Genomic DNA, 13,648 nt, shown 5'->3' with positions numbered 1-13,648 from the left:
AACATAACATTTACGTAACATATTACTTAGTAACACTTAAGATATTTGCAAACTTATTTTAATTAAATTATGGATAATATATATTTATTAATGCTAATTGCCATTACAGTTTTAGCGATTGCTGATATTGTAGTTGGAGTAAGTAATGATGCTATAAATTTCCTAAACTCCGCTATTGGCTCTAAAGCCATTTCAATGCGAACTATTATGATAGTTGCAAGTTTAGGTATTTTTATTGGAGCCGTTTTTTCAAGTGGAATGATGGAAGTTGCCCGTAAAGGAATTTTCGTGCCAGCCATGTTTAATTTTGAAGAAATCATGTATATTTTTATGGCTGTAATGATTACAGACATATTACTGTTAGATTTCTTTAACACATTAGGGTTGCCAACATCTACAACAGTTTCTATTGTATTTAACTTATTAGGTGCTGCTGTGGTTATGTCATTAATAAAAATTAGTGCTTCAGATTCTCAAACTTTTGCTAATCTGGGAGATTATATAAATACAAAGAAAGCTTTAGAAATTATTCGAGGCATAATAATGTCTGTATTCATTGCTTTTACGGTTGGAGCCATCGTACAATGGGTTTCTCGTTTAGTTTTTACGTTCCATTATGAGAAGAAAATAAAAAATTTCGGAGCTATCTTTGGCGGTATTTCTTTAGCTGCTATCACTTATTTTATCTTTTTAAAAGGACTAAAAGGGACGCCTTATTATAAAGATCTTAAAGACCTTCTTGAAGGCAATGAATTGCTTATTATACTAGGAAGCTTAATTTTTTGGACTTTATTTTCATTCGGATTCCAAAAGGTATTCAAAAAAACGATCTTACTTGTTGTAATTGCTGTTGGAACTTTTGGTTTGGCACTCGCTTTTTCTGGTAATGATTTAGTAAACTTTATTGGTGTACCAATGGCCGCCTATCATTCTTATGAAGCATGGATTGGTTCTGGTGTTGATGCCTCCATGTTTTCAATGGAAGTACTTGACAAGAAAGTACCTGCTGAGCCATTATTACTATTTATAGCTGGTGGTATTATGGTATTAACCTTATGGTTTTCCAAGAAAGCCAAAACAGTAGCAGAAACTGAAATAAGTTTATCTCGTCAAGGAGATACACACGAAAAATTCGAGCCAAATATATTATCAAGAAGCGTTGTAAAAGGGTCCACTTGGTTATCTGATGTATTTAGTAAAATTGTACCTGTATCTACTCAAGAAAAAATAGGTAAGAGTTTTGAAAAACCAGATGTTGTATTAACAAAAGACCAAAGCATCAATGTGCCTGCTTTTGATATGATTAGAGCTTCTGTAAACCTAATGGTAGCAGGTGTGTTAATCGCTATTGCAACATCAATGAAATTGCCTCTATCTACAACTTATGTAACCTTTATGGTTGCCATGGGTACATCGTTTGCAGATCGTGCTTGGGGAAGAGAAAGTGCCGTTTATAGAGTTGCAGGTGTACTAAATGTTATTGGTGGATGGTTTGGTACCGCCATTGGTGCCTTTATTGCTGCAGGAACAGTGGTCTTTTTAATTAAATGGAACCCTAGTGTAATGACACCTATTTTGTTATTATTAACTATTATTCTATTAGTTAGAAATTACTTATCACATAAAGAGAGTTCAAAAAAAGTTGTTGATGAAGATAGTCTAACACAAGCTGAAAGCAGCTCTATTCAAGGTGTTATACATGAAAGCGCAAACAATATAGCTAATGTTGTAAAACGTGGTAACAAGATTTATTCTAGTGCTATAGATGGTTTAGCAAAACAAGATTTAGTTTTACTAAAAAAGAATAAGAAAAACATCGTGAAGCTATCTTATGAAATCGATGAATTACGTGACAATATATTTTATTTTATTAAAAATTTAGACGAATCTAGCTTAGGTGCAAGTAACTTCTATATTAACATATTAGGGTATTTACAAGATATGACACAATCATTAGAATATATTTCTAAAGTAAGTCATAAACATGTAAACAACAATCATAAGAAATTAAAGTTCAATCAAATTAAAGAACTTAAACAAATTGACCAGGATCTTGAGTCATTATTTAACACAACTAAAAAAGCTTTTGATTCACGATCATTCGAACAAATTGGTGCTATTTTAAATAATAAAAAAGAAATTTTTGATTTAGTTACTGAAAAAATACAAATACAAGTAGAACGCACCAGAACCGAAGAATCCAGTCCAAAAAATACAACTTTATATTTCAGTCTTCTTTTAGAAACAAAAGATTTATTAACGGCAACTATGAATCTCCTACAAGAATATCATAATGCTCATGATAGTTCTGTTGAACCTGCAACCCTTGCAAGTAATCCTGAAGAAGAATATACTTAAAAGCAAAGAGGCTGTCTAAAAAGTGTCATTCTGAATGGAATGAAGAATCTCTTTAAAATATATGACTCTGATTATGAGTGAAATAAGATTCTTCGCGTTGCTCTGAATGACAAGATTAACCACTTTTCAGACAGCCTCTTTTTATTATGACTCACCCTGTTCCGTTTTAAAATAACGCGAGTTCGACCTATATTCTTCTCTAGTATTTGATGAATTTAACTGTGTTAGTCTTTGGATGAAAAAATATAACTCCAGAGTTGGATCTGACTTTATTTCCAGTAGAATCTGGTCTTAGAATAGAATGAGCTTCATTTAATGCGTCAGTTAGTAACTTATGTATAGATAGAGAATTCAATAAAGAATTTCTTGAAACCAACTATCCTCGACAGAGCCATAGAGGTATGCTTCGACTTTAGTTTATACTGAGCGCAGCCAAAGTACTCAGCACAGGTCTCGCTCGTTTCATACCCAATCAAGTTGAGACAGGCATGGGAATGACAATTTCAACGGAGGCTGAGCCTCGGAGAACTCTTTTCGATTAAAACTCTTTTTTACCAAATTCACTATCTATAAACTTCGATTTGTTTTTAACCTTATTAAAAGTATAGGATAGATTTAAGGTAATCATATCTACTTCATACACATAATTGGTATAGGTATAAAATTCATTTGCTCTGGAAGTAGCAATACTTTGTTCGTTCGTTTTTAATAATCCCATATCGATATTTTGCCATTGTAATGTAGCTACTAATCGACTGTCTAAAAACGATTTTTTCAAGGTTAAATTTGGGGAATAGAACTGAGAGTCTTGACCCTGTGCGGTATTAGTTTCAGACAGGTAGTTAAAAGTAAATTGCAAAGTAGCATTTTTCCAGAACGAATAGGTAGAATTTACATTAAACGAATAGATCGTGTTGCTACTATTTACATTGTAATTTCTGGTAATACCATCGCGATGTCTAAACACAAAATCCCCATCTATATCGTAGTTATATATATTCGCACCTATAAAATTGCTCCAATTTTTGGCGGCTTTAAATTGTGTACCAAGTTCTATGCCTATAGCATTGCTTTTTCCAACATTAGAATACACACGGTTTAAAATAGTATCAATTACAGCACCATTACTCTCATAAGCTAGGGTATTAACACGATTAATAGCGTTGTTTACATGTCTATAATAAGCCGTTGCATATCCAGAAGTGTTATTATTGAATTTTTTGTTAACACCAAGCTCTACCAAATCTATAAATTCAGGAAGTAAACGATTGTCTCCTTGTTCAAAAACTTCTGAATGCTCACGTTCTGCGAAACTATTCATTTTTAAGGTAGTGGTACGCTCTACTCTCTTACTATAAGCCGCTTTAATTTTGGTATCGTCGTTTACCGAATATTGTAATGATGCTGAAGGAAACAATTTTACAAAATCGTATTTATATTCATTTGGAACTGCTTCACTAACCAAAGCTTCAGTGTACTTTCTATTCATTGATTCTAAACGTACACCAGCAGCATAATCCCATTTGTCTTTAGCTCCTGTTAATTGTCCATAGGCCGAATGAAGTGTTCTTTTTAACTCAATATTACTTGAAAACTCTGGCACGACAACCCCGTCGCGCTCATAAACAAATTCGCCTTCGTGATTTAAATTTCTAAATTGATATCCTGTTTCAATAATTCCAAATGAAAACGGTTTCCATTTATAATCTAAATTATAACGCACCCCATGTAAAGGATTATCGTTGGTATTAAATTCTTGTTGATAAATAACATTATAGGCTGGAGTATCTACATTGTCGTTATAGGTTGGACCCCCTAAAAAGGTATATTCATATAAAAATGATGTTGATACTTTTGATTTATCACCAAAAGTATGCCCATAATCAAAACTCCCCAGCACAAAATCTCCTTTACGGGTTCTTAAGTTGTGGTTGTAATACGAAAAGGTGTATAATCTGTTATTGCTTCCAATGGGAGAAATAGCGTGATTATCAAAATAGGTAATATCTGCTAACCTATCAACAGTATGTTTCCCCGCAAAAAAGCCTAATGAGAATTCATCGTTTTTATTTGGTGTAAAGTCTACAGTAAAACGACCATTATAACTAATATTGTCAAAACTACGTTCTCCGTCTGATGGCAAAAAGGTTTGTTTATCTTCTGCTTGGTTTACAATAAATAACTCGCCTTCTCTTCTACCAGTTTTATCATTACGCTGGTAACTGGTTCCAAATGATAAATTCCATTTATCGGTTCTTTTATTAATGGTAGCATCTATTCCGTAGCGTTGTGCCGACACTTGAGTATCATAAGGTTCAATCGACGGAAACCCACCACGCAGGTTTATTTGTGCAAATGTTCCGTTAGTAGCGCCTTCTTTTGTAATAATATTTAAAATACCACCCTTGCCTTCGGGGTCGTATTTTGCAGATGGTGCTGTAATAATTTCTATTTTTTCTAAGGCATTGGCAGGTAATTGCGCTAAAATAGCACTAGCATCCCCCTGGGTAGGTTTTCCATTAATTAAAACAGCAAACCCTTTACTTCCTCTAACGCTTATACCTCCTAAACCATCAACAGATACCGAAGGCAAGTTTTTAATAATATCAGTTGCGCTACCACCCTGGCTATTTTGAAAATTTTTAGAATCGAATACTTGACGGTCAATTTTGTTAATTACTGTTGCACGTTCTCCCCTAATTTCCACTTCGTTAAGTCGATTTCCTAAAACCAATTTTATGACTCCTAAATCTATACGTTTATTACCTTTATAGATGTCTATATTTTGAATAGTTTTCGTGGTATAACCAACAAAAGACGCTTCTAAATAATAGCGTCCATTTTTAACATTTTCAATAATAAAAACACCATCAATATTTGTAATAACGCCCGTTACAAGTGATTTGTCATCTTGGTTATAAAGTGCTACTGTGGCATATTCTAAAGGATAATTATCAGTAGTATCTTGTATTTTTCCAGTAATCTGTGCTATTGCAAAATTTGATATTAACAAAAAGGCAACAACTAGTAATTTAATAGACCTCATGTGTAGAGTAAGGGAGTTATTATTAATAAATTCTGGGCAAATATAAGTTTTAAAAAAGATTCTACTAAGGTCTTTTTGAAAAGTATAAGTCATAAGTAACGATTGCTTTTAAATAGTTAGATATTTTTATAAATTTCTGAAATAAACCTTCTTTGACCTTAAAAACCATTAAAAGTTTAATACATGTAGTAATAAATTTATTTTCTTTAATGAATAAGGGGGTTTTGAATATTTTATATAGCTATTTGACTAATAATAATGTTTATTAGCATACCACTATGCCAATTGAGTTTGCTATTTTCGTCAAAATTTTAAAATAAATATATGATTTCAACAAACAACTATTTTGATGGTAACGTTAAATCTTTAGGATATACTACTAAAACTGGAAAATCTACTTTAGGAGTTATGAATGCTGGCGATTATGAATTTGGTACTTCTACTCACGAAACAATGCTTGTTATTGAAGGAGAAATGACCGTTAAATTACCTGGCGAATCAGAATAGATAACGTACAAAGCTGGCGAATCGTACCAGATTGAAGCCAATAAAACGTTTCAAGTAAAAGTATCTGAACAGACCTCTTATTTATGTCAATATAAATAAGGTTCTTAATTAGAAAAAGAGCTTGTTTGATTATCTCGTGTCAAAAAATTTTAGAAGCTCAGTTTTAACTTCTTTTGGAACCAGTAAAAAGCACCTCTCTCCTAGAAGGTGTTTTTCTGTTTTATGATAAATAGAAACTATTTCCCAATATCCTCATTCCATAATTCGGGTTTATTAGAAATAAAGGACTCCATAAGCGTGATACATTCCTGATTATCTACAACTTCTATTTTTACACCGCGTGATTTTAATAAGGCTTCTTCTCCTAAAAAGGTTTTGTTCTCACCTATTATAACTTTTGGAATACCATACAGCAAAATAGCTCCAGAGCACATACTGCAAGGCGACAGTGTTGTGTATAAAGTACTCGCTTTATATACACTTGTAGGCAAGCGACCTGCATTCTCGAAAGCATCCATTTCTCCGTGTAGTACAACACTTCCATTTTGAATTCTCCTATTGTGACCTCTGCCAATTATCTCACCCTTATAAACAATAACAGACCCAATAGGGATACCGCCTTCTTGCAGTCCTTTCTTTGCTTCGTCTATGGCTGCTTGTAAAAATATATCCATTTAAACATAGTGTTTTTAGGTTTTATACATCATTTTATATATCAAATTAGTATTATTCCAGAATTTGATTTAGATGATGCTCTAAATGATTGACGTAGTCCTGAATTAAAAATCTCAAATCCGAGGTGTTACTGCTATCATCTATTTTAATTTTGTAATTAAGCGTTTCTTCTGTTTGTTGACTTATTAAACACATTATTCTAGTATTAATAGCAAACCAAAAATCAGCAATTTCTTTAGATTCAGCATTTTGATAGTCATTAGCTTTCACTAATTTATCTTGTTCGTACCTTCTTATTTTATAAGGTTTGTTCTCATACTGAATTTCGGTAAATCGTTGAAGGTTATTTATTCCGGAATCAATAAGATGTCCTAAAATTTCTTTTTTTGACCACTTTTCAGGTGATGATTTTTGAGCCAATTCAAGTTCTGAAGATTGCAATATATATTCTAATCCTTTTTTTATTAGAGCTTCAAGTTTATTTACTGTTTTATTCATTTTTTAATTAATTGGTATTAACGATAAAAAAGCATCTCAACAGAGATGCTTTTGTACAACACTTAATTCGAAATCCCTCTCAAATTCTTTTAAATAAGAATTGGGAGACATATTAAATAAGTGAAAATTAGTTAAGACCCGCACATTAAGCAATCATCGCCTTCTCCTGCTTTTGCTTGGGCAATAAGTGCTTTCATTTCTTCTGCAGTCATAGGCTCAACTTCCGGTGTGTTTTGTTTTGCAAATTTAGCTGCATTATTTGCTGCTACTTGTTTCTTTTTTGCTTGCTCTTGCTGTACATTAACATCCTTAACTTCTACAACGTCTGCAGTTGGTTCTTCTTTCTTAGTTGTTTGTAGAGTAAACTTAATAGCATCTACTGCACTCTTAGTACGCAAGTAATACATACCTGTTTTTAAACCACTTTTCCATGCGTAAAAATGCATTGATGTTAGCTTAGCCATAGTAGCTCCTTCTAAAAATAAGTTTAGTGATTGTGACTGATCTATAAAGTACCCTCTTTGGCGAGACATATCTATAATATCTTTCATACTTAACTCCCAAACTGTTTTATATAAATCTTTTATATCTTGAGGAATGGTATCAATATTTTGAATAGAACCATTAGCCCTCATGATATCTTGTTTTAAACTTTCATTCCAGAGCCCTAGGTCAACTAAATCTTCTAATAAATGCTTATTCACAACAATAAACTCACCAGATAATACACGGCGGGTATAAATATTAGAAGTGTATGGCTCAAAACATTCATTATTACCAAGAATTTGAGATGTTGATGCGGTTGGCATAGGTGCCACTAATAATGAGTTACGCACACCATTTTTTAGCACTTGCTTACGTAGTTTCTCCCAATCCCAATTACCGCTTAATTCTTCATCTTTTAAATTCCATAAATTATGTTGGAATTCCCCTTTACTTATTGGAGATCCTTCATAAGTTTCGTAAGGGCCATCAGCTTTTGCTTCTTCCATACTTGCAGTAACTGCCGCATAGTAAAGCGTTTCAAAAATATCTTGATTTAATTTTTTAGCGGCATCACTTGTAAAAGGCATACGTAATTGTATAAATGTATCTGCCAACCCTTGTACCCCTAAACCTATTGGCCTGTGGCGCATATTAGAGTTTTCGGCTTCTTTTACTGGATAATAATTTCTATCTATAACTCGATTTAAGTTTTTAGTAACGCGTTTTGTAATACGGAACAATTCTTTATGATCGAATTCACCGTTTTTAATAAACATTGGTAGCGCTATAGATGCCAAATTACATACAGCTACCTCATCTGGAGATGTGTACTCCATAATCTCTGTACATAAATTTGAAGAACGGATGGTTCCTAAATTTTTCTGATTAGACTTACGATTTGCCGCATCTTTATACAACATGTATGGCGTACCTGTTTCAATTTGAGATTCTAATATTTTCTCCCAAAGCTCACGTGCTTTTATTGTTTTACGCCCTTTTCCTTCTGCTTCATATTTTAAATATAGAGCTTCAAATTCCTCACTATGTGTCTCATCCATTCCAGGACATTCATTAGGACACATTAAAGTCCAATCGCCATCTTCTTGAACACGTTTCATAAATAAATCTGAAATCCACATCGCATAAAATAAATCACGCGCACGCATTTCTTCTTTACCATGGTTTTTCTTTAAGTCTAAGAAATCAAAAATATCGGCATGCCAAGTTTCTAAATAAATAGCAAAACTTCCTTTTCGTTTTCCACCTCCTTGATCTACATAACGTGCTGTATCATTAAATACACGAAGCATAGGCACAATACCATTACTGGTGCCGTTGGTTCCTGCGATATAACTACCTGTAGCTCTTACATTATGCATCGCTAAACCAATACCACCTGCTGATTGTGAAATCTTAGCTGTTTGTTTTAAAGTGTCGTAAATACCATCAATACTATCTTCTTTCATTGTTAAAAGAAAACAAGATGACATTTGAGGTTTTGGTGTACCAGAATTAAATAGTGTTGGTGTAGCGTGTGTAAAATATTTTTTAGACATTAGCTCATAGGTCTCAATAGCCGCATCTAAATCATTTAAATGAATTCCTATTGAAACACGCATAAGCATATGTTGAGGGCGCTCTGCAATGACCCCATTCAATTTTAAAAGATAGGAGCGCTCTAAAGTTTTAAAACCAAAATAATCATAACCAAAATCTCGGTTATATATGATAGTAGAATCGAGGCGTTCTTTATTAGCCATAATCACTTCATATACATCGTCTGCTAAAAGTGGGGCGTCTTTACCTGTTCTTGGATTTACATATTTGTGTAAATCTTCCATAACATCACTAAATGTCTTTTTAGTGTTTTTATGTAAGTTAGAAACCGAAATACGAGCAGCTAAACGAGCGTAATCTGGATGCGCTGTCGTCATAGTTGCTGCAATCTCTGCCGCAAGATTATCAAGTTCGCTTGTAGTAACACCATCATATAATCCTTCAATGACACGCATTGTTACTTTTAATGGATCGACTAATTCGTTTAATCCATAACATAATTTTCTCACTCTTGCAGTGATTTTATCGAACATGATTTGCTCTTTTCTGCCGTCTCTTTTTACTACATACATATTTATTACACTTTTTAGGTTTTCTGATACACCTTCAGAAAATCGGTTAGATTATTATTCTAATGTTTAGCTCTAATGGTTAATTAGACAAAAATCAGTTACTTTGGTTACTTTAACAAAAGGTTATTAATTTCCCTCCTATTATGGGAATGTCATTCTAATTGAATTTTCAAAAAGAGAGATTTTTGAAAATTAGGGGCTCAATTAAAAATCGGCGTCAAAACTGAATTTATCTTTTTCTTCTTCTTTATTAAGGACACCCGCTTTTTGATATTCTGACACACGTTTCTCAAAGAAATTTGTTTTTCCTTGTAATGAAATCATATCCATAAAATCAAATGGGTTTGCTGTATTGTATTCTTTTTCGCAGCCTAATTCACTTAACAATCTATCTGTCACAAATTCTAAATATTGTGCCATTAAAACTGCATTCATTCCAATTAGACTTGCTGGTAAAGATTCTGTTATAAATTCGCGTTCAATATCTAAAGCATCCACTAGTATTTCTCTAATACGGGATTTAGGCACTTTATTTATTAAATGCTTATTATGTATATGCACTGCAAAATCACAGTGTACACCTTCATCACGAGATATTAACTCATTAGAAAATGTTAAGCCAGGCATTAATCCTCTTTTCTTTAACCAGAAAATAGAACAAAATGCTCCAGAAAAGAAAATACCTTCAACTGCTGCGAACGCGATTAAACGTTCTGCAAAACTTGGAGATTCAATCCATTTTAATGCCCAATCTGCTTTCTTTTTAATAGCAGGAAAGTTATCAAGAGCATTAAACAAAAGATCTTTTTCTTTTTCGTCTTTTACATAAGTATCTATTAAAAGTGAATAGGTTTCACTATGAATATTTTCCATCATGATTTGAAATCCATAAAAGAATTTCGCTTCACTATACTGCACTTCGTTTACAAAGTTCTCAGCTAAATTTTCGTTTACAATACCATCACTTGCAGCAAAAAATGCTAGGATGTGTTTTATAAAATAACGTTCATCATCATTAAGCTTTGTAGCCCAATCTGTAAGATCTTGATGTAAATCAATTTCTTCTGCTGTCCAGAAACTTGCCTCCGATTTTTTATACCACTCCCAAATATCATGGTGTTGAATTGGAAAAATAACAAAGCGATCTTTGTTTTCTTGCAGAATCGGTTCTATAGTCTGAGACATTGTTTTTTAAGATTTTTATAAAATATTGGACGAAAATTTCTTTCGATTTGGGAGTAACAAAGATTGAAAAATGTAGTGATAAAAGAAAGGTATAGTTATAAACATTGTCAACAAGTTTTTAACAAAACTTAACAAATTAGCCTTTTAAAAGGCTTTCTTACAACATTACAACTTGCTGATTGTTAAATGTTTAATTTTTAACATCTTCGCTTAAGCCCCCTAAAACAAGGGGGCTTTGTTTACAAAAAAAGTAAAGAAATGAGACGCTAATTTTAAAATTTAAAAATAAATTTTAATCCCTTTTTTTTGAATTTGCAACTTTCTCTAATTCCATATACCAATCTTCACCAAACTTCCTAATTAAAGCTTCTTTTACAAATTTATAGATAGGTATTTGTAATTCTTTACCTAATGCACAGGCATCATCGCAAATTTGCCATTTGTGGTAATTAACTGCTGAAAACTCACTATAATCTTGAACTCTTACGGGGTATAAATGGCAAGACACTGGTTTTTTCCAAGAGATTTGGCCTTGATTGTAAGCTTCTTCTATACCACAAAGCGCTACTTTTTTTTCATCAAAAATAACATAGGCACAATCTGCTCCATTAATTAAAGGCGTTTCTAATTCACCTTCTTCACTAGTTACGTATACACCTTGAGATTCTATAGCTTCAACACCTTCTTTACGCAAAAAAGGTTTTACCTTAGAATATATGTCTTTTAGTATTTTAGCTTCATCTTCTTCTAGTGGAGCTCCAGCATCACCATCAATACAGCATGCTCCTTTACAAGCCGAAAGATTACACATAAAGTCTTTCTCAATAACATCTTCGGATACAATGGTTTTTCCTAATTGAAACATCAGGCAAAAATAGACAATCTTTAGAATTATTTAATGCAATAATTTGGTATTTAATACCGAACTTTGCACACAAACTTAATAACCAAAGAAATGCAATTAAACTTTAAAGAAATCTTTACGGCTTTTATGGTATTATTTGCCGTTATAGATATTATAGGAAGCATTCCTATAATTATAGATTTACGAAAAAAAGCAGGTCAAATTCAAAGCGAAAAAGCTTCTATTATTGCGGGTATTATATTAGTTGTTTTCTTGTTTTTAGGAAAGAGTATTTTAAACCTTATTGGTATTGATGTAAACTCGTTTGCTGTTGCCGGTGCTTTTATTTTGTTTTTTATTGCTTTAGAAATGATTTTAGGAATCACTTTATATAAACAGGAAGAAAACACTGCTATGACAACTGCTGTATTTCCTTTAGCGTTCCCTTTAATTGCAGGTCCTGGAAGTTTAACAACTTTATTATCGTTAAGAGCTGAGTTTAGAACTGAAAATATTGTTATTGCTGTTATTTTGAATGTTATTTTTATTTTTATAGTACTGAAAACATCGGCTAAAATTGAACGACTTATAGGGCAAAATGGCATAAACATTATACGTAAAGTATTTGGTGTTGTATTATTAGCCATTGCAGTTAAGTTGTTTGCTCATAACATTAAAGCATTATTTGAAATCGTATAAACATTATTTAGAATGAAATATTTAACTATTATTATAAGTATTATAGCCTTTGGGCTCATGATTTTCAACTTTACAAAAGTAAATCTTGATGCGCCTTTTAAAGATGATAGTTTAATTGCTTTAATTACTATTTTAGCGTCTCTTTGCGTGATCCTTATGATGTTTATTTTAAGAATATCTAAACGTATTGAACAAAAAGTAAAAGAACGCAACTATAATACCAATTAAACTTCAAAAAGACACATGTAAATTGTTTCTTTTTTACTTATGTATAATTTTAAAATTCAATTGGTATAATGTATGATGCTTTAATTATTGGTGGAGGTGCAGCAGGCTTGTCTTGTGCTTTGGTTTTAGGTTCTGCTAAAAATAAAGTTTTTGCTAAAGACAAAAGTATTGGCATCATTGCCCACCAAAAAACATCACATCTTCAAACCGCCTTATTTAATAATGTATTAGGTTTAGCGCCTAAAACAACTGGTGCTTCTATTTTAGAAAATGGAAAAAGACAATTAACAGACTTATACCCACATGTTAATCAAATTGAAAGGGAAAAAGTCTTAGAGCTATCAAAATCTGAAGATGTTTTTAAAATAAGAACCAATAAAAATACTTATTCTTCTAAAGTCGTTGTCGTTGCAGTTGGCTATACTAATTTAATGACTATTAAAGGGCTTGAGTATTATATTGAACCTCATCCAAGATCTCCTATTGAAAAAAATAGGATTTGGTTAAAAAACACAGATCATTTAATTGAAGATAATTTATATGTAGCTGGTACACTGGCTGGCTGGCGCAGTCAGTTTTCCATAGCTTCTGGTAGCGGCGCACATGTGGCTACAGATATTTTAACGCTTTGGAATGATAGGAAAGATACTAAGGTGCATGATAAAATAGAATCTTAATTTTAACGTGAGCTCGATATATTAAAACTTAACAATCAGTTGTTTAATTGTTTTAATAAAGAAACTATGTCATTCCGAATGCTATTGAAAATAAAATATATTTTATTTGAAGATATAAAGCGTAGCTTGCGAGGAGGAATCCCATCCTTATGAGATTTCTCGAAAGTTTATCTTGAGCGAAGTCGAAAGGCTCATACTTCGCTCTGTCGAAATGACAAACACTTGAAAATCATTTCTTTAATATTATTTTTCTAAAAAGAATTAAATCGAGTTTGTATGTTTAAAGTGTCATTCTAAAACCAGGAGGTATTATTAA

10 protein-coding genes and 1 pseudogene are annotated in these 13,648 nt (G+C 32.3%); 5 read left to right on the top strand and 6 right to left on the bottom strand.

Features of this window, described 5'->3' with window-relative positions; all coding sequences use genetic code 11:
* Positions 1 to 69: 69 nt before the first annotated feature.
* On the top strand, positions 70 to 2,358 hold the full coding sequence (locus EM932_RS13080; protein WP_135877639.1) for an inorganic phosphate transporter: 2,289 nt from the start codon (positions 70 to 72) through the stop codon (positions 2,356 to 2,358).
* A gap of 538 nt (positions 2,359 to 2,896) precedes the next feature.
* Here the strand turns inward: EM932_RS13080 and EM932_RS13075 are convergent.
* A complete protein-coding gene (locus EM932_RS13075; RefSeq protein WP_211344287.1) occupies positions 2,897 to 5,404 on the bottom strand; it encodes a TonB-dependent receptor domain-containing protein in 2,508 nt (835 codons plus the stop codon).
* Positions 5,405 to 5,728: 324 nt separating this feature from the next.
* Here EM932_RS13075 and ppnP point away from each other — a divergent pair.
* A pseudogene (ppnP, locus tag EM932_RS13070) lies at positions 5,729 to 6,010 on the top strand (pyrimidine/purine nucleoside phosphorylase).
* Between the two features lie 137 nt (positions 6,011 to 6,147).
* On the opposite strand, the gene EM932_RS13065 reads toward ppnP, so the two are convergent.
* The 5 genes from EM932_RS13065 to EM932_RS13045 form a co-directional block, all read right to left on the bottom strand.
* Positions 6,148 to 6,585, bottom strand: coding sequence for a nucleoside deaminase (locus tag EM932_RS13065; RefSeq protein ID WP_135877638.1), 438 nt, complete (start codon positions 6,583 to 6,585; stop codon positions 6,148 to 6,150).
* Between the two features lie 52 nt (positions 6,586 to 6,637).
* Positions 6,638 to 7,084: a DinB family protein gene (locus EM932_RS13060; protein ID WP_135877637.1), complete on the bottom strand. Its 447-nt coding sequence runs from the start codon at positions 7,082 to 7,084 to the stop codon at positions 6,638 to 6,640.
* Between the two features lie 131 nt (positions 7,085 to 7,215).
* Entirely contained in the window at positions 7,216 to 9,699 is a 2,484-nt protein-coding gene (locus EM932_RS13055; protein ID WP_135877636.1) for a ribonucleoside-diphosphate reductase subunit alpha, read from the bottom strand.
* A 204-nt stretch (positions 9,700 to 9,903) separates the two neighbouring features.
* Positions 9,904 to 10,884 (bottom strand): ribonucleotide-diphosphate reductase subunit beta, encoded by a 981-nt coding sequence (locus tag EM932_RS13050; RefSeq protein WP_135877635.1) that lies wholly within the window; start codon positions 10,882 to 10,884, stop codon positions 9,904 to 9,906.
* A 292-nt stretch (positions 10,885 to 11,176) separates the two neighbouring features.
* A complete protein-coding gene (locus EM932_RS13045) occupies positions 11,177 to 11,749 on the bottom strand; it encodes a DUF3109 family protein (RefSeq protein ID WP_135877634.1) in 573 nt (190 codons plus the stop codon).
* Between the two features lie 90 nt (positions 11,750 to 11,839).
* On the opposite strand from EM932_RS13045, the gene EM932_RS13040 reads away from it, so the two are divergent.
* The 3 genes from EM932_RS13040 (at position 11,840) to EM932_RS13030 (ending at position 13,332) form a co-directional block, all read left to right on the top strand.
* Entirely contained in the window at positions 11,840 to 12,427 is a 588-nt protein-coding gene (locus EM932_RS13040) for a MarC family protein (RefSeq protein WP_135877633.1), read from the top strand.
* A 12-nt stretch (positions 12,428 to 12,439) separates the two neighbouring features.
* Positions 12,440 to 12,655, top strand: a complete 216-nt coding sequence (locus EM932_RS13035) for a hypothetical protein (RefSeq protein WP_135877632.1) — start codon at positions 12,440 to 12,442, stop codon at positions 12,653 to 12,655.
* Between the two features lie 68 nt (positions 12,656 to 12,723).
* Entirely contained in the window at positions 12,724 to 13,332 is a 609-nt protein-coding gene (locus EM932_RS13030; protein ID WP_135877631.1) for an NAD(P)/FAD-dependent oxidoreductase, read from the top strand.
* Positions 13,333 to 13,648 lie beyond the last annotated feature (316 nt).

Source organism: Flavivirga rizhaonensis (genome assembly GCF_004791695.1).
Taxonomy (GTDB): Bacteria; Bacteroidota; Bacteroidia; order Flavobacteriales; family Flavobacteriaceae; genus Flavivirga; species Flavivirga rizhaonensis.
This window is presented reverse-complemented; position numbering and strand designations above follow the sequence as displayed.

Excerpts from the sequence above, each read along its gene's own strand:
- EM932_RS13080 (WP_135877639.1), top strand. The coding sequence starts at position 70 with ATGGATAATATATATTTATTAATGCTAATTGCCATTACAGTTTTAGCG.
- EM932_RS13075 (WP_211344287.1), bottom strand. The coding sequence starts at position 5,404 with ATGAGGTCTATTAAATTACTAGTTGTTGCCTTTTTGTTAATATCAAAT.
- EM932_RS13065 (WP_135877638.1), bottom strand. The coding sequence starts at position 6,585 with ATGGATATATTTTTACAAGCAGCCATAGACGAAGCAAAGAAAGGACTG.
- EM932_RS13060 (WP_135877637.1), bottom strand. The coding sequence starts at position 7,084 with ATGAATAAAACAGTAAATAAACTTGAAGCTCTAATAAAAAAAGGATTA.
- EM932_RS13055 (WP_135877636.1), bottom strand. The coding sequence starts at position 9,699 with ATGTATGTAGTAAAAAGAGACGGCAGAAAAGAGCAAATCATGTTCGAT.
- EM932_RS13050 (WP_135877635.1), bottom strand. The coding sequence starts at position 10,884 with ATGTCTCAGACTATAGAACCGATTCTGCAAGAAAACAAAGATCGCTTT.
- EM932_RS13045 (WP_135877634.1), bottom strand. The coding sequence starts at position 11,749 with ATGTTTCAATTAGGAAAAACCATTGTATCCGAAGATGTTATTGAGAAA.
- EM932_RS13040 (WP_135877633.1), top strand. The coding sequence starts at position 11,840 with ATGCAATTAAACTTTAAAGAAATCTTTACGGCTTTTATGGTATTATTT.
- EM932_RS13035 (WP_135877632.1), top strand. The coding sequence starts at position 12,440 with ATGAAATATTTAACTATTATTATAAGTATTATAGCCTTTGGGCTCATG.
- EM932_RS13030 (WP_135877631.1), top strand. The coding sequence starts at position 12,724 with ATGTATGATGCTTTAATTATTGGTGGAGGTGCAGCAGGCTTGTCTTGT.